The organism is Hydrogenovibrio halophilus DSM 15072 (assembly GCF_000384235.1).
Classification (GTDB): domain Bacteria; phylum Pseudomonadota; class Gammaproteobacteria; order Thiomicrospirales; family Thiomicrospiraceae; genus Hydrogenovibrio; species Hydrogenovibrio halophilus.
Genome location: NZ_KB913033.1, coordinates 1,067,660 through 1,082,247, shown reverse-complemented (window position 1 = coordinate 1,082,247; position 14,588 = coordinate 1,067,660). Strand labels below are relative to the sequence as shown.

Annotated in this window: 17 protein-coding genes; 4 read left to right on the top strand and 13 right to left on the bottom strand. The window is 58.0% G+C overall.

The window, feature by feature from the left end; genetic code table 11:
• Positions 1-21: 21 nt before the first annotated feature.
• On the top strand, positions 22-1,245 hold the full coding sequence (locus tag A377_RS0105185; RefSeq protein WP_019895139.1) for an NAD(P)/FAD-dependent oxidoreductase: 1,224 nt from the start codon (positions 22-24) through the stop codon (positions 1,243-1,245).
• On the opposite strand, the gene A377_RS0105180 is transcribed toward A377_RS0105185, so the two are convergent.
• The 9 genes from A377_RS0105180 to hemF all read right to left on the bottom strand — a co-directional run bounded on the left by A377_RS0105180 (position 1,223) and on the right by hemF (position 9,168).
• On the bottom strand, positions 1,223-3,490 hold the full coding sequence (locus tag A377_RS0105180) for an MMPL family transporter (RefSeq protein WP_019895138.1): 2,268 nt from the start codon (positions 3,488-3,490) through the stop codon (positions 1,223-1,225). The genes A377_RS0105185 and A377_RS0105180 overlap by 23 nt on opposite strands.
• Positions 3,487-4,083: a hypothetical protein gene (locus A377_RS0105175; RefSeq protein ID WP_157760748.1), complete on the bottom strand. Its 597-nt coding sequence runs from the start codon at positions 4,081-4,083 to the stop codon at positions 3,487-3,489. The genes A377_RS0105180 and A377_RS0105175 overlap by 4 nt, the downstream gene beginning before the upstream one ends.
• Positions 4,080-5,006, bottom strand: a complete 927-nt coding sequence (locus tag A377_RS0105170) for an LpxL/LpxP family acyltransferase (RefSeq protein ID WP_019895136.1) — start codon at positions 5,004-5,006, stop codon at positions 4,080-4,082. Before A377_RS0105170 ends, A377_RS0105175 begins: the two co-directional genes overlap by 4 nt.
• 18 nt (positions 5,007-5,024) lie before the next feature.
• The gene (locus A377_RS11920; RefSeq protein ID WP_157760746.1) at positions 5,025-6,704 is read right to left on the bottom strand and encodes an AMP-binding protein; all 1,680 of its coding nucleotides are present in this window, start codon (positions 6,702-6,704) and stop codon (positions 5,025-5,027) included.
• 18 nt (positions 6,705-6,722) lie between these two features.
• Positions 6,723-6,983: a phosphopantetheine-binding protein gene (locus A377_RS0105160; RefSeq protein WP_028485280.1), complete on the bottom strand. Its 261-nt coding sequence runs from the start codon at positions 6,981-6,983 to the stop codon at positions 6,723-6,725.
• A gap of 178 nt (positions 6,984-7,161) precedes the next feature.
• Positions 7,162-7,422, bottom strand: a complete 261-nt coding sequence (locus tag A377_RS0105155; protein WP_019895133.1) for a Txe/YoeB family addiction module toxin — start codon at positions 7,420-7,422, stop codon at positions 7,162-7,164.
• Positions 7,422-7,640 (bottom strand): hypothetical protein, encoded by a 219-nt coding sequence (locus tag A377_RS0105150; protein ID WP_019895132.1) that lies wholly within the window; start codon positions 7,638-7,640, stop codon positions 7,422-7,424. The genes A377_RS0105155 and A377_RS0105150 overlap by 1 nt, the downstream gene beginning before the upstream one ends.
• 212 nt (positions 7,641-7,852) lie before the next feature.
• Positions 7,853-8,227, bottom strand: a complete 375-nt coding sequence (locus A377_RS0105145; protein ID WP_019895130.1) for an RNA-binding S4 domain-containing protein — start codon at positions 8,225-8,227, stop codon at positions 7,853-7,855.
• Positions 8,224-9,168 carry an oxygen-dependent coproporphyrinogen oxidase gene (hemF, locus tag A377_RS0105140; RefSeq protein WP_019895129.1) on the bottom strand — a complete coding sequence of 315 codons (945 nt, stop codon included), beginning with the start codon at positions 9,166-9,168 and terminating at the stop codon, positions 8,224-8,226. Before hemF ends, A377_RS0105145 begins: the two co-directional genes overlap by 4 nt.
• A gap of 104 nt (positions 9,169-9,272) precedes the next feature.
• Here hemF and A377_RS0105135 point away from each other — a divergent pair, with 104 nt between their 5' ends.
• Complete coding sequence (locus tag A377_RS0105135) at positions 9,273-10,103, top strand: M48 family metallopeptidase (RefSeq protein WP_019895128.1); 831 nt, start codon at positions 9,273-9,275, stop codon at positions 10,101-10,103.
• 3 nt (positions 10,104-10,106) lie between these two features.
• Here A377_RS0105135 and A377_RS0105130 read toward each other — a convergent pair whose 3' ends face one another.
• Both A377_RS0105130 and A377_RS12705 read right to left on the bottom strand, forming a co-directional pair.
• Positions 10,107-10,691, bottom strand: coding sequence for an L-threonylcarbamoyladenylate synthase (locus tag A377_RS0105130; protein ID WP_245546777.1), 585 nt, complete (start codon positions 10,689-10,691; stop codon positions 10,107-10,109).
• Positions 10,688-11,593 carry a DNA-3-methyladenine glycosylase family protein gene (locus A377_RS12705; RefSeq protein WP_019895126.1) on the bottom strand — a complete coding sequence of 302 codons (906 nt, stop codon included), beginning with the start codon at positions 11,591-11,593 and terminating at the stop codon, positions 10,688-10,690. The genes A377_RS0105130 and A377_RS12705 overlap by 4 nt, the downstream gene beginning before the upstream one ends.
• A 123-nt stretch (positions 11,594-11,716) precedes the next feature.
• Between A377_RS12705 and A377_RS12700 the strand changes: the two genes are divergently transcribed.
• Both A377_RS12700 and A377_RS0105110 read left to right on the top strand, forming a co-directional pair.
• A complete protein-coding gene (locus tag A377_RS12700; protein ID WP_019895124.1) occupies positions 11,717-12,871 on the top strand; it encodes a polysaccharide deacetylase family protein in 1,155 nt (384 codons plus the stop codon).
• Between the two features lie 99 nt (positions 12,872-12,970).
• The gene (locus A377_RS0105110; RefSeq protein ID WP_019895123.1) at positions 12,971-13,519 is read left to right on the top strand and encodes a hypothetical protein; all 549 of its coding nucleotides are present in this window, start codon (positions 12,971-12,973) and stop codon (positions 13,517-13,519) included.
• Positions 13,520-13,528: 9 nt separating this feature from the next.
• On the opposite strand, the gene A377_RS0105105 is transcribed toward A377_RS0105110, so the two are convergent.
• Together A377_RS0105105 and A377_RS0105100 are read right to left on the bottom strand one after the other, a co-directional pair.
• A complete protein-coding gene (locus tag A377_RS0105105) occupies positions 13,529-13,996 on the bottom strand; it encodes a YaiI/YqxD family protein (protein WP_019895122.1) in 468 nt (155 codons plus the stop codon).
• Positions 13,989-14,549: a hypothetical protein gene (locus tag A377_RS0105100; protein ID WP_019895121.1), complete on the bottom strand. Its 561-nt coding sequence runs from the start codon at positions 14,547-14,549 to the stop codon at positions 13,989-13,991. The genes A377_RS0105105 and A377_RS0105100 overlap by 8 nt, the downstream gene beginning before the upstream one ends.
• Positions 14,550-14,588: the final 39 nt, after the last annotated feature.

Genomic DNA, 14,588 nt, shown 5'->3' with positions numbered 1-14,588 from the left:
TTATTTGGAAATGCTTCGTTTATGTCTGAAAAACGCTGTGATGTGTTTATCATCGGCGGTGGCCCGGCCGGATCGATTGCCGCCGCCAAACTGGTGCAGGCGGGGTTTCACGTGAAACTGGTGGAACGCCAGACGTTCCCGCGTTTTGTGATTGGCGAATCCCTGCTGCCGCGCTGCAATCAGTTGCTGGCCGAGGCCGGACTGCTTGAAACCATTGAAGCCGCCGACTTCCAATACAAAGGCGGTGTGGCCTTTGATGACGGTGAGCATTGCGAAGTGTTCCACTTTGACAACAACCTGGGTGAGCCTTTCGACTCCTCCTTTCAGGTCAAGCGCGAACGGTTCGACCACGAACTGCTCAAAGCCGCCGAATCGCTGGGCGCAGACGTCGAATATCAGGCCGAAGTGATCGGCTATGACCCGGATGCCGGGACCATTGACGTCAAACACCATGACGGTGCCACCTCATGCTGGCACGCGCAGAAAGTCATCGATGCTTCCGGTTACGGCCGGGTGTTGCCGCGCCTGCTGGAGCTGGAGGCGGAACCGGGACTGGCCATGCGCCGGGCCACTTTTCGCCGGGTGGAAAACGACCGGCGCCCCACCGACGGCACCGACGGCTACATCTACGTCGACATTCATGACCACAACCGGGCCTGGATTTGGAACATTCCGTTTAATGACGGCGTCACCTCGGTGGGGATCGTCTGCACCGAAGACTATTTTCAGTCGTTTGGCCTGAACGAATCCGAGTTCTGGGAGCGGATCATTGAAGACAACCCACAGGCACGCGCGCGCTATCGCAACGCACGGCCCCTCAATGACGTCAACAGCCTGAGCGGCTATTCCGCTGCGGTCAAACAATTGTACGGAAAGCATTTTGTGCTGGCGGGCAATGCGTCGGAATTTCTCGACCCGGTGTTCAGTTCTGGCGTGACCCTGGCGCTGGAAAGCGGGGCCAAAGCCGCCGACCTGATCGGGGCCGAACTGCAAGGCCGGGACGTGAACTGGCAAACCGATTACGAGGATTATATGATGCGCGGCATTGAGGTGTTCCGCAGCTTTGTCAATGCCTGGTATGACGGGCGTTTGCAGCGCATCTTTTTTGCCGCAGAAAAAGACGAACAGATCAAAAAAGCGATCACCTCCGTGCTCAGCGGCTATGTCTGGAATCCCAAAAACTTTTTCGTCAAACAACCGGACCACGCCATCGACACCCTGATCACGATGATGGACGCGCGCTGAACAGCAGTCGGGCGCTGACATAGGTCAAAAGCACCCCCAGCACCACGCTCAGGCCCATCGACATCAGCAGGGCAACGTCGGTGAACAACAACCCGCCAAACGCGATCAGGCTGGTGGTCAGGGTCACATGCACCGAAAAGCGCTGAGTGGGATCGGTTTGCGCCTGATTCAGAAACAGGCTGTAATCCACGCCAATCGCCACCACCAGCAGACTGGCCATGAGGTGAAACACACTGACGGGCCCCAACAGCGACAATCCCACCCAGGCCAGGCCCAGACCCAGCCCGATTGGCAGCAAAAGTGACCAGGCCTGGTAAAAAGAACGCCAATACAGGCTCAACCCCAATAACATCGCGGCCACCAGCGCCAGCAAACCGACCAGCAACTGTTCGCGCAAATGGGTCAATTGTTCGCTCACCAATGTGCTCTGTTGCACCCACAGCACGTCGGACTGCGTTTGCGCCCAGCTTTGCAGCGCCTCCGCTTTCGCGTCCTGCACCAGAATCACCCCGAAATGCCTGTCGCCCGCCTGCCAATGGAGCTTGTCCAGCATGACTTTCTGCCAGGGTAGGGCCAATGACCGAAAGCGCTCAAGCGTGAGCGCTGGCATTTGTCGACTGCGGTCGATTGCCTGAATCAGGCCTTGGGCATGATGGGGCTTGAACGGCGTGTCCGCTTTTGACCAGGCCTGCTGCAGGGACGACGCATCGGGCAAGGCGTTTTGGCGTTGTCGCTGGCGCTGCTGGCTGGGCAACCAGTCGGCCAGCATGGTCCGACCCTGCAAGGCCTGATCGGCTTGCAATCGCGCCAACCCCGGTTGCAGGCTTTCCTGTTTTTGCAACAGGTCTTCGGTGGTATCGGCCGTCACCAATAAAAACGCCGCCGCTTCCGGCAAATGGAACGCGGATCGAAGCTGTCCATCCTGCTGCAACAGGGATTCAGGGACCGGGCTCATGCTGCGCAAATCGTCTTGCCAGACGGTGGGCAGCGCCAGCAATGTGCCCCAGATCCCTGCCAGCGCCAGTGTGCCCAGCACCAGACGCTTGCGATTCCGGGCTGGCCATATCAGCGGGGGATTGGACGCGTTCGATGCCGAAGGTACGCTCAGGAAGCTGGTGATCAAGGCGGCCACCAGTCCGGCGGCGCTGAACACCGCGATTTGCTGTATGCCCGGAACGGCCGTCCACCAGAGCGCGGCAAAGCCCAACACCGAGGTCACGCCGCCGATGGCGACCAGGCGCCGGGCATGGCGGACATGGCCCCGTTTGGCCGCGGCCCACAAATGCAAAGGGTAATCCATACTGACCCCGACCAGCACCATGCCAAACGCCAGCGTCAGCATCGACACCTGGGCAAACACGGCATTGACTGCCAACAGCCCGACCAGCACCGCACTGGCCACAGGCAACAGCGTCGCCACAAGTGGGCGACCTCGGCGAAACACCGCCAGCAGAAATCCGAAAATCAATGTCAGCGCCGTCAGGGACACCCATTGCACCCGTTGCTGAATCCCGGCTTGTGCCTGCTGGGCAATCCAGGCCGCATTGGAAACGCGCACCTCGGTTTTTTCCGCCTGCCGAGGCGACAGATGCCGGGAAACCGCCTGCCTCAACCAGGGCTGGACCTGATCGATCCCGTCTTTGCTGACTGTCAACAACAGCAACAGTTGGCGCGCCTCTCCGCTTGTGATTTGCCACACGCCAGCGTCCACGGCCAACGAAGGCGTGGACAGGCCCTGCTGCAGATACGAAAGCCATTGGTTTTGCGGGTCCGACAGGGCCAGAGGCTTGTTGAGCACAAAACCGGCCTGCCAGCGCTGCCAGAGGGTTTCCAGCGACGCCGTCAACATTTCCGGGTGAAAGTCGGTCAGCAGAAAGCGCTGTTCGCGCAAGGGATGATCCAGCCAGTCTGACAAGGGTTGTAGCCGGTTCTGAACCGATTTTAACCAGGCCTGGTGATTTTTCGGGGTCGCAATGTGACGGCTCAATTTCGCGGCAGCCTGAGCGGACACACTGTCAGGCAAACGTATCGACACCATCAGGGGCCCAGGCTCAGAACTCGCTTCCGCCAAATGCGACAGCGCCGACCACTTGGTGGCTTGCGCCGGATCGCTTGGCTGGGGAAAGAACCCACTGAAATGCGTGTGCAGACTGAGCGACGGCAAACTGATCAAGGCCCAGAGCCCCAGAAACCCGACCCAGAGCAAAGCGCCCAGCCAACGGCGTCGGCTCAGGCGCGTGGTCATGGGTTCAGCACCAGCTTGCGCCAGTCCCCGCTGGTCATGTCGATCCGCACAGTCGTCACCCGGGGCGGTGCCCCCTCAGGCCAGTGACCGTGGATGGTGATTCGGCGCGGGCCGGTGGTCAGAACGGTTTTTGCCGTCAGAAGCAGTTGCCAGCGCGTCGTTTCTGCCATGTCGGTGTAGCTGACGTCAAAGTCTTGCCTGACCGCTTCCAACTGACCGGAGAGCAAAAATTGCATAGGGCGAATCATGGCCGCAACTTCCGGCATCTGAGCCAGAGGTCGTGACAGCGACTGACCCGGAAACACCAGTTCAAACTGGCCGTTTTTCAATTGCCAGAAACCTTCCACTGGCGCATGGTAATGCATCGATACCCAATCGGCTCCCTGATAACGCAATTCTCCCTGATAGCGGGTAGAGAGGTCCAGCAGATGATCATAACGGATTTCTTCAAATGCGGTAACGTCGTTCGGTTCCGGCCAATGCGCGAGCAATCCCGTCAGGGAGTTGGGTGCCTCACTGAACACAGAGCTCACCCAAAGCAGCCCAAACACCAAGCCCGAAATGGATGTGACCCATCGTCGCAAACAACTCACGGCCTTTCCTCAAGTGACCCCTTCACCGACATGGCGTTGGCGTCCGTGTCCGAACACGGGCCAGACCAGTAAGGGTAAAAGTTAAACCAATTGTAAGGTGCCTGCTGACATTGTTCGGCCACCTTGTCCATATACAGTTGCGCCATCTGCTGCAGGCTCATGTCCGGCGTAAACGGAAGTATCTCACTGCTGACCCGATAGCGGTTGCCGCCCTGATAACGGCCAAAAAACACCATACAGGGAATCCGAAAACGTTTGGCCAGCTTGAAACCGGAAATCGGCAGGCACAAAGTGTCGCCGAAAAACGTGACCGGCACAGTGGTTTCGTCTCCCACCGGGCGGTCCTTCAGCATCGCCACCGATTGCCCGTCCTGCAGCGTCTGATAAATATCAAAAATGGTTTCCATGCCGCGATAGGGCAGAACGTTGTTTTCCATCCCCGGATTGAGTTCGTTCAACAGCGCCACCAGTTGCGCGTTCTGGTCCACCTTCAACACCACCTTGATCGGACGGTCGTGCCGGTCTTGGGATAGGGTACGCGTTGCGTCAAGACTGCCAAAGTGCGCGCCCAGAAGCAAATGTGCTGTTTTGCGGGTGGCCGCTTTGTATTCTGCCAGGTGTTCATAAGACACATCGAAAGCTGACCAGCGCCCAGTCAGAAAATAGACCCGATCTAGAATGGTGATCGCAAACCACAGAAAATGTCGATAGGTATGCCAGGGACGAACCGGCTGCGCCAACACTCGTGACAGATAATGGCGCGAAGCTTGACGTTGTAAGGGTGAAATCAGCCAATAAAACGCCACAATCGGATACAGCAGCGGTTTGACTAGCCACCTGGGCAGCGTCAGTGCCAGACGTCGGATCAGCGTCAGCCAGAAACGATTGCTACGCTCTTTTTGCTCGGTCCAATTCTGCGACATGGCTTCCTCAAACGAACCTCATAGTGGGTGAACCGGTGAGTGGCACTGCCAGATCAGTCTGCCGCGAACACAGGGTCGGCCCGTGTCTGCCAGCACCATTTCAAATCGGCCCACGCGATGGGTTTCCCGGTTTTCCGCCGTCAGCGTGACAGTGACCGTGGTGTCCGGCAACACGGTTTGCAGAAATTTGGTTTCCGGCACCTCGGCCAGAAAGCCCTGCGGCCATTCACGGACCAGATATTTTTCCACCTGCGCCAGCAACAGTGCGCCCGGCACCACCGGATGCCCCGGAAAATGCCCCGGCATCGCCGGATGCCCGGCCGAAATGGCAAACGACCAGGACAGCGGATTTTCGTCATCTTTATCTGACATCAGCGCATTCACCTGTGCTTTCAGACGCTCATATTGAATTTTTCCCAATTCATTGCGGGGCAGGCTGGCCACTTTCAGCAGAGGGCGCGGCACAAACACCGGATCCAGGCTCCTGGCCAGCGCCTGCTTGATTTCCGACGCCGACCGATCTGAGACCACCAGCGCCGTCAGGCGTTCACCGACCGAAGGCAGCAGAAACACGCCGTCCCTGACCCCGTCCAGCGCCTTCAGGCGCTCATTGAGGTACGCCAGAGAGGTGCGTTTTCCGGCCACTTTCACCAGGTCCTGCTCCCGCCCAAGCCACGCAAAATGATGCGCATCCAGCGACTGCAGACGATCCTGCAAAACAAAGGAGGCCTGCAAAGGACCGATCTCCACCGTCATGCCTTCGGCCTGTGGCTGCAACCGATTGCCGTCATACAAACGCCAGGGAGCTTCCCGTTCGCGCTCACGCCAGGCAATGGAGGCGGTTTCGGTGCTGCCATACACTTCGCAGACGCGGACGCCAAAGCGGCGGCTCACCTGATCGGCCAGCGTCTGAGTCAAAGGCGCGGTGGCGGAAAGGACCCGCTCAAACGCCGTCGGCCATACCGTATCAAACTGCGCCAGCTTGCTTAAATGCAGCGGGGTCGACACCAGCCAGCTTGTGCAAGCGGTTTGCTGCATCCGCTCGGCAATGTCTTCGGCAAAAAACGGCTGGTCCGCCCAGACCTGCCACTGCGACACGAACGGCCAGAAAACCGTGGTTTCCAGACCAAACATATGCTGGCTGGGCACCGTCGCCACCAGCGTCGTTTCGGCATCAGTCCCGGGCAGATTGACCAGCGCCTGGCGGGCCAGCGTCAGCATCTGGCCCCAGGTTTTCACCACCCGTTTGGGCTGCCCGGTCGAACCGGAGGTATACAGCCAGATTTCCTGCGCCAACACGCTTTCGGCCTGTTTTCGGGTCAGGCTTGCGGCCCCCGGCTGCGTAGACATCACCGGCGCAAAACGGTCGTCCTCCACCGTCAGCGTGTTCAGACCGTGCGTGTCCGCCAGTGTCTGCGCCAGTGTGCTCAAAGTCTCGGGCGCCGTATTGGGCGGCAAAACCACGGGCACTTTTTTCAGGGCCGCGGCCAGCAGCGTCACAAAAAAGGTCGGGCGATGCTGTGCCAGATTGATCACCGCCATATTGTCCGGAAGCGCCTGCGCCACCTGATGGGCCAGAGCCAACAACCGGTTTTTTGACCAGGCCTGGTCAAAACAACGAAACAGCACCGTGTGAGCGCACAACGCTTGATGCAAGTGCTCTGCAATCATGTCGGAAGAAGGGGGTGCATGACTCACGCTCACAGCACCAACGGCTTATTGGCTGCGGTGGGCGTCCACATAATCCGCCAGCGAGGCAATGGACGCAAACACGTCGCCGACATTTTTATCGCCGGCTTTGATTTTGATGCCATAACGTTTGTTCAATTCCAGAGAAATTTCCAACGCATCGATGGAATCCAGTCCCAGACCGTCATTGAAAATGGCCGCATTGGGATCGATCTCCTCCAGCGTCACGTCTTCAAGATTGACGGCGTCAATGATCATTTGCGCCAATTCCGATTGTAAGGGAGTCATAGGCAAGCCTCGGTTAATTTAAAGCGGTCGGATTATACCAGAACCGATGTCAGGCTTCGCACAAAACCTACGCAATTGTGACGGGGATTTTTAGCTCGACTGTGGTTTCAGAAGAAGGCAAATCGCAATGGTTACGGGATTCGTCAAAATGGTTCGCGCACTGGCACCGCTTTTTTCATTACTGGTAATGCGTCCACATGCGGTAAATTTTAATGACCTTTTCTTTCTCAAACACCTCATAGACCAATCGGTGCTGTTTATTGATTCGACCACTGATCAACCCTTTCAGGTCGCCTTTCAGAAACTCATAAGCAGGCGGATAAGCAAACGGGTCTTTTTCAATGACCGAAAGCAGCGTCATCGCCTTGGGTTTCAAGCCCGATGCAGACAGTTTTCTGGTGTCTTTCTGCGCCTGGCTCATAAAAATCAGCCGGTACATTACCAGTCCAGTTCTTCCAGGGAAACCCCGTTGCTCTCGGGCTCATTTCTGGCTTGCTTGAGACTCTCGACCATTTGCGGATCACGTCTCAGGAAAGCATCGTCATCCAGTCCGTCTTCGGTATCCAGAATGGCAATTTCATTGGGTGAAAAATGCGTCAGCAGCCACAGAAACTTATCACTGACTTCGTCGTTTACTTGAAGCGTTAATGTTTTCATAGTCAAAACTCATTTTTATAAAAAAACATGAGCCTGAGCAAGAATTCTATCACAGCGTTCATTTGCTCTATTGTCAATAAAAAAACTGGGGGCAGCGCTGCCTGGCTTTGTCATACACAACTTTCAGGCCTGTCTGAACTTCGTCACAAAGAAGGCGCGCTGAGGACGCTTCCGACAAAACTGGAAAACCGGTTGACACGTCCCGACTTGCTTTAAAACTCCTGAAATTTTTCCAGTTCCCGGCGTTCTCTTTTGGTGGGTCGGCCCTTGCCTTTTTCGCGGTGACCGGCCAGTGCCATGCCCGGTGGCGGGGCTTTCTGGTTAAGCTGTTCGTCTTTCAGGGTGTATAGCGTCCGGGCCATGTCGGCATTGCCGCGTTGAGCACTGAGCGCCTCCACGGTCACGGTCACTTTGCGATGGGCTTGCGTGATCACCAGCTCATCACCCACGGCGACGGTTTTGCTGGGCTTGGGTTTGCGCTGGCCGTTGAGTACCACCTTACCACCTTTGACCGCCGCCTGCGCCAGACTGCGGGTTTTGAAAAAACGGGCGGCCCACAGCCATTTGTCGATGCGCAGATCGCTCATGTCAGTTCGTCAAGCCAGTCTCTGGGTTGCAGATAGTCATAGAGTTCGGCTTCTTCGCTTCCGGCTTCGGGGTGGTAGTCATAGCGCCAGGTCGCCATCGGCGGCATCGACATCAGGATCGATTCGGTGCGGCCGCCGCTTTGCAGACCGAAGATGGTGCCGCGGTCAAACGCCAGATTGAATTCGGCATACCGACCACGACGATACAACTGGAAATCGCGCTGACGCTGACCGTAGTCCACGTCTTTGCGTCGTCCGACGATGGGCCGATACGCCGTGATGAAATGATCGCCCACCGAACGCATAAAGGCAAAGCAGCTGTCAAAACCCCAGCCGAATGGTTGCTGGTTGAGGTCATCGTAAAACAAACCGCCGACACCGCGGGTTTCGTCGCGGTGCTTCAGATAAAAATATTCGTCGCACCATTTTTTAAATTTGGCATACACCTCGGACCCAAACGGTTCACAGGCTTCCTTGGCCTGCAAATGCCAGTGCATCACGTCCTGATCAAACGGGTAATAAGGCGTCAGATCGAACCCGCCGCCAAACCACCACACCGGTTCTTCCCCGTCTTTTTCGGCCACAAACAAACGCACATTGGCGTGCGAGGTGGGCACATACGGATTGCGCGGATGAATCACCAGCGACACCCCCAGCGCCTGAAACGAACGCCCGGCCAGCTCAGGACGATGCGCGGTGGCCGAAGCCGGCAGGGCCTGGCCTCGGACATGCGAGAAATTGACCCCGCCTTTTTCGATCACCGGCCCGCCTTCCAGTACCCGGCTGCGACCGCCACCGGTCAATCCCTTGCTGTTGGCGGGCTTTTCCCATTCGTCCACAATGAATTCGGTGCCGTCTTCGGCGGTCAATTGCGCGCAGATATCGTCCTGCAAATCGAGCAGATAGGCTTTGACTGTGTCAATGGGAAGTGTGTCCGACATATTGGTTTCCTGTATTCGTGATTGCCGTTCATTTTAATAGAAAAAGCGGCGGCCCTGCCTTAAAATGATCTCATAATCATGATCGCCAAGAGGGCTGACTGTCAATGAACCCGTTCCATTTTTTGTCCCGCACCGGTCTGGTCGTCTCCCTGATTCTGAGCCTGGGAGCCTGCTCAACCACCACACAGCAAGGCGCCGTCGGCATCGAGCGCGAGCAGATGCTGCTGGTGTCCCAGAACGAGATGACCGAAGGGGCCAGAAAAGCTTACAGCGATGTGCTCAAAGAGGCCGAAAAAGAAGGCCAGCTCAACACCGATCCCAAGCGGGTGGCGCAACTGCGCGCCATTGCCGAGCGTCTGGTGCCGCACACCGACATTTACCGCGAAGACGCCCCCGCATGGGACTGGGAGGTCAATTACATTGACTCCGACCAGCTCAATGCCTGGTGCATGCCCGGCGGCAAGATCGCCTTTTACAGTGGCATCATTGACACACTGGCACTGACCGAAGACGAAATCGCCGCGATCATGGGCCATGAAATGGCGCATGCCTTGCGCGAACACGGTCGGGAACGCGCCTCCCAGGCCATGCTCGGTCAGGTGGGTCTGGCCGCGTTGCAGATTCTGGGCGGCGTTCAGGGCCCGGCATTGGATGCCTCAAACATGGTGGTGCAAACCACCTTTATTTTGCCCAACAGCCGCACCCACGAAACCGAGGCCGATCGCATGGGCGTGGAACTGGCGGCCCGCGCCGGGTTTGATCCCTATGGCGCGGTGCGGGTTTGGGAAAAGATGCTCAAATTGTCCAAAGACGCGCCGCCGGAGTTTCTGAGCACCCACCCGGCGCATGAAAGCCGCATCAAGGACCTGAAAAAATACGCCAAGAGAGTGATGCCTTTGTACGAAAAAGCCAAGGCCGAACGCTCGTCCAACTGAGTTTCAGCGCAACCGGGTCAGGCTCTGGGCACACCAGATTTGAGAGGGCTGTTCGGCCTGACCCAATTCCCCCGCCACCACATCCACTTGTGGAAAGGTTTCGGCCAGAGTTTCGAGTTCTCGAATCGGCGGTTGGCCCGACAGGTTGGCGCTGGTGGAGACCAACGCCCCGCCAAATCCCCGGCACAGCGCCTGTACCACCGGGTGCTGACTGACCCGTACCGCCAGCGTCTCGCGCCCGCCCGTGACCCAGTCCGGCACCCGGTCACTGGCTGGCAGAATCCAGGTGGTGGCGCTTTGTCCGGGTTTCAAAGGCCTTTCCCAGCTTTGCAGCACCGTTTTTGACCAGGCCTGGTCAAAAAGGCAGGTCAGCGCCGCGACCTGCTCCACATCGGCGGCAATCAGAATCACGCCTTTTTCCAAAGGCCGCTGCTTGAGCGCCAACAGGCGGTCAAAGGCCTGACGATCAAACGGATCGCAACCCAGGCCGTACACCGATTCGGTCGGACAGGCCACCACCTTTCCGGCCTTGAGTTGGGCAACGGCCTGATCGACGCTGATGGGATTGACGGGGTTCATGCGCTTCATGCGGCGTCCCCCGAAGCCAGCCACCACAGAAACGCAGCGGCCTGAGTGCGATAAGGAGCCAACGCCTGTAGCCAGTGCCCTGCCTCAGACACACTGGGCAGATCCGGTGCCGTGTCGCCCGCCCGTTTTCGCCATTGTTGCAGACCCAGACGCACGCCCTGATCGCCGGACAGATCGGCGTCCGCGTATTCGAATCCGCGCACCAGCGCGTATTGCGCCGTCCAAGGACCAATGCCGGGCAAGGCCATCAAATCACGGGTGATCTCCACAGCCTGCGCCTCGCTTAAGGCCCCCGGTTGCCAGTCACAGGGCAAAATCTCGGAAGCTGCCAGGGCCTGCAACGCCCGCGCCTTGCTTGCCGACAGGCCGCAGGCACGGTATTCGCTCACCGACATCCGTTGCAGTGCCAATGGCGCAAAGGTGCAAACGCCATCAATCGAAGGCATGGTTTCCAGCAAACGGGTTCGAATCGCCATGGCCGCTTTGACGCTGATCTGCTGGCTGACAATGGCACGCACCCCGGCTTCGAATGGCGTGGGCATTGGCCACAGACGCAGTCGTTGCGGCGTGGGCCAGTCCAGGGTCACGCCCTGATCCCTTGCCAGAATCCGCAAGGCTTCCAGCGCGACCATGACCGGCTGGCGCTGCCCCAACAGGCGGTTCAGGCCGGTTTGCAGCACAGACGAGGGCCATTGAGACGAAGGAATTTGCGCCTGAAGAGTCTGCCCTGAATGGGTCAGACACAATTGCACCGGGCGAGGCTCAGCGGCCTGAGCTGAAACCTGAGACCAACTCAATACCAGGGGGTCTTCCGGGGCCGACTGGCCATGAAAACGCCAGAACGCCGCCACTTCCGTCGCTGCGATGTCATCTGTCTGCCATGGCCCCGCGTCATGTTTCACACTTTTTTCCTTTCAACCCTGATAAAGTGAGTCCAAGGACTCAAAGTATTCAATATCATACGGATGAACAGGGAAGTTGTCATGCCCCGGAAATTGCTCCGATCTCCATCCATGGAGGACCCCATGTCGACCACAACGATTTTTTCGCTCAAACGTCTTGTCACCCGCTTTTTCAGCCTTCGGTTTTTCCGTTTTTGTGGACTGAGTCTGTTAGGGCTGGCTCCGGCAGCGCTGTTTGCCATGTCTTCGCCATTGGCCGAATCCCCCGGCGCAGCCAAAACCGATGGCTCATCCCATGCGGTGGTGCTGGTGTACCATCATTTTGCCGACGACACGCCGGCCAGCACCAGCATCCGCCCCGAGCAATTTGAACGCCAGCTCGATTATCTGGAAGAGCAGGGGGTTGAACTGCGCACTCTGGGCAAAGTGCTCCAGGCCTTTGAAAACGGGGAGGCTCTGCCGGAGAAAACGCTGGTCCTGACCGCCGATGACGCCTATCGCAGCGTCTACACCTACGCATTTCCGGCCTTGCAGAAGCGCGGCTGGGCCATGACCGTGTTTGCCAACACCCAGCCGGTTGAACAAAATTACCGTTCGCACATGACCTGGGCGCAGCTGGCGGAAATGCAGGCCGCCGGTTTTGAAATCGCCAACCACGGTCATACCCACGACACCATGGTGCGCACCCCGGACGAAACCCACCAGGCCTGGTCAAAACGCCTTAAAAACGACATCGACACCGCCCAGACCCTGCTGACGGAACATCTGCCCGAACCGCCGCCAAAGCTGTTGGCCTATCCCTATGGCGAATACTCGCTGGCCGTGAAACAGACCATTCGGGACATGGGCTATGTCGGGGTCAGCCAGCATTCCGGGGCCATCAACGCCCAGAGCGATCGCGGGGCCTTGCTGCGCTTTCCGGTCAATACCGAGTTTGGCGGCATGGAGCGTTTTGGTTTGATCACCCACACCCGGCCCCTGCCGGTCAAAACCCTGACGCCGGCCGACACCCTGGTCGAACAAAACCCTCCCAGCCTGACCCTGACCTTTCACAGCGCCATGACCCAGGCCGAACAGAACCGCCTGCAATGCTTCAATCAACAGGGCGATTCACTGACCTTGAACTGGGACTATGCCCAAAGCGTCACCATGACGCAATCCCGCCCGCTCCCGCCGCCGCGCAACCGCTATGCCTGCACCCAGCAGACGGACGACGGTCAGTTTCGCTGGTTCAGTCACCTGTGGATGCTGCCGGGATTTCATTCGGTGGGAAATTGACCGTCCCCATCAAACAAATTAGAATGCGAATTGAATTTGCTTATCCATCACAGCACTCGCTGCCAGAATGGCGTCAGTGAGAAACAAAAAGGAAACCCAATGATTGCGACCGCTTCACGGCTTCGGCCTTTTCTGTTTGTTCTGGGCCTGTTTCTGGGCAGCTTAAGCACCGCCTCCGTGGCCGAAGAACCGGTCAAATGGCAGGCCGAAATCAGTGAATATGGCTGGGATGGTGAAACCATTCCCGACGGCCAGCAATGCCAGCGTTTCGGCGGCGTCATGCCCGCCACCCCGGAAATTCGGATACGCAACCTGCCCAGACAGGTCAATATGGTGATTGCCGAATACAGTGACCGCGACCACGAGCCAATGAACCATGGTGGCCACGGGCGCATGGGCTTTACCGTCACCCCCAATGAACCCTTTCTGAAACTGCCCAAAGTGAGTGGGCATACTTTCCGCCTGCCCAAAGGCGTCATCATTCTTGAACCGCATCGCAATCCCAAACGTGACAAGGCCGGTGCTTACATGCCGCCCTGCTCCGGCGGCAAGGGCCACGAATACTATGTCACCCTGAAAGCGGTGCATTTTGATGGCAAAAACGTCGAATCCTTTGGCGAACAGGTACTGGAACTGGGCAAATACTGACGTTGTCCGTTAGGCACCTGTCCCGCGCAATGCCTTGATCAGGTATTTCTCCAACGCGCTGGCAAAGGTCTGTTTGTCTTTCTGGTTCAGCGGCGGCGGACCGCCGGTCTGAATGCCACTGGCGCGTAACTGTTCCAACTCATTGCGCACCCGCAAACGCTGGGCGATGTTGTCTTCGGTATAAAGCTGACCGCGCGGGTTCAGCGCCAGCGCCCCTTTGGCAATCACTTCCGAGGCCAATGGAATGTCGGCCGTGATCACCAGATCCGACGCCCGAACCTTCTGCACAATCACATGATCGGCCGCATCGATGCCCTGTGGCACCTGAATGAAATCAATGTAATGGCTGTTGGGCACCGCCAGAGGGTGATTGGCCAGCAGGCACACCGGAATCTGCGTGCGTTTTGCGGCCTTGAACAGAATCTGTTTCATCGCCGCCGGGCAGGCATCGGCGTCCACCCAAATGGTATTATTCATCGTCCGGTCCATATTTTTGCAGATGGCGCAGGCGCAGATAAAACGTCATGGCCCAACCAAACACCAACCCCATCAGGGTCACATTAAAAAACACACTGGCCCAGATCAGGCCGGGCTGGGTCACGTTGAGCGGCGACAACCACCACTGCCAGGACCACACCAGCTTGAACCCGAGCAACAGCAGGGTCACGCCCAGGCGAAAAGCGCTGCCCGGCATTTCAATCAGGCGATGGGTCGGGTCCATGTGCAGGGACAAGCGGGCCACCAGCAACATGCCCGCCGCCGACCCCAACAGCCAGGCCAGCGCCATCGCCAGCAATAACCCAAAGGAGCCAGTCATCTCGGCCGGCACGGCCACCGCCAATTGCTGCCCCGCCACCACCAGAAGCAGCAAAGGCCAGACAGACAACTGCCACAATGCCACCACGCGGGTTTTCAGGCCGCGCAGGCTCAGTCCCAGCGCCAGAGCCAACAGAGCCCAGGCCCACCACGACGTCAATGACAAGGCCGTCAACCAGTATTGTGTCTCAGCCATGGCTTGTTCCGAACCCATGTGGCCCTCCTTCCTTTTTCATTCGTTTATTGTGCCACA

What these genes read in the sequence shown, in the direction of transcription:
- A377_RS0105185 (WP_019895139.1), top strand. Translation starts at nt 22, where the DNA reads ATGTCTGAAAAACGCTGTGATGTGTTTATCATCGGCGGTGGCCCGGCC.
- A377_RS0105180 (WP_019895138.1), bottom strand. Translation starts at nt 3,490, where the DNA reads ATGACCACGCGCCTGAGCCGACGCCGTTGGCTGGGCGCTTTGCTCTGG.
- A377_RS0105170 (WP_019895136.1), bottom strand. Translation starts at nt 5,006, where the DNA reads ATGTCGCAGAATTGGACCGAGCAAAAAGAGCGTAGCAATCGTTTCTGG.
- A377_RS0105160 (WP_028485280.1), bottom strand. Translation starts at nt 6,983, where the DNA reads ATGACTCCCTTACAATCGGAATTGGCGCAAATGATCATTGACGCCGTC.
- A377_RS0105155 (WP_019895133.1), bottom strand. Translation starts at nt 7,422, where the DNA reads ATGTACCGGCTGATTTTTATGAGCCAGGCGCAGAAAGACACCAGAAAA.
- A377_RS0105150 (WP_019895132.1), bottom strand. Translation starts at nt 7,640, where the DNA reads ATGAAAACATTAACGCTTCAAGTAAACGACGAAGTCAGTGATAAGTTT.
- A377_RS0105145 (WP_019895130.1), bottom strand. Translation starts at nt 8,227, where the DNA reads ATGAGCGATCTGCGCATCGACAAATGGCTGTGGGCCGCCCGTTTTTTC.
- hemF (WP_019895129.1), bottom strand. Translation starts at nt 9,168, where the DNA reads ATGTCGGACACACTTCCCATTGACACAGTCAAAGCCTATCTGCTCGAT.
- A377_RS0105135 (WP_019895128.1), top strand. Translation starts at nt 9,273, where the DNA reads ATGAACCCGTTCCATTTTTTGTCCCGCACCGGTCTGGTCGTCTCCCTG.
- A377_RS0105130 (WP_245546777.1), bottom strand. Translation starts at nt 10,691, where the DNA reads ATGAAGCGCATGAACCCCGTCAATCCCATCAGCGTCGATCAGGCCGTT.
- A377_RS12700 (WP_019895124.1), top strand. Translation starts at nt 11,717, where the DNA reads ATGTCGACCACAACGATTTTTTCGCTCAAACGTCTTGTCACCCGCTTT.
- A377_RS0105110 (WP_019895123.1), top strand. Translation starts at nt 12,971, where the DNA reads ATGATTGCGACCGCTTCACGGCTTCGGCCTTTTCTGTTTGTTCTGGGC.
- A377_RS0105105 (WP_019895122.1), bottom strand. Translation starts at nt 13,996, where the DNA reads ATGAATAATACCATTTGGGTGGACGCCGATGCCTGCCCGGCGGCGATG.
- A377_RS0105100 (WP_019895121.1), bottom strand. Translation starts at nt 14,549, where the DNA reads ATGGGTTCGGAACAAGCCATGGCTGAGACACAATACTGGTTGACGGCC.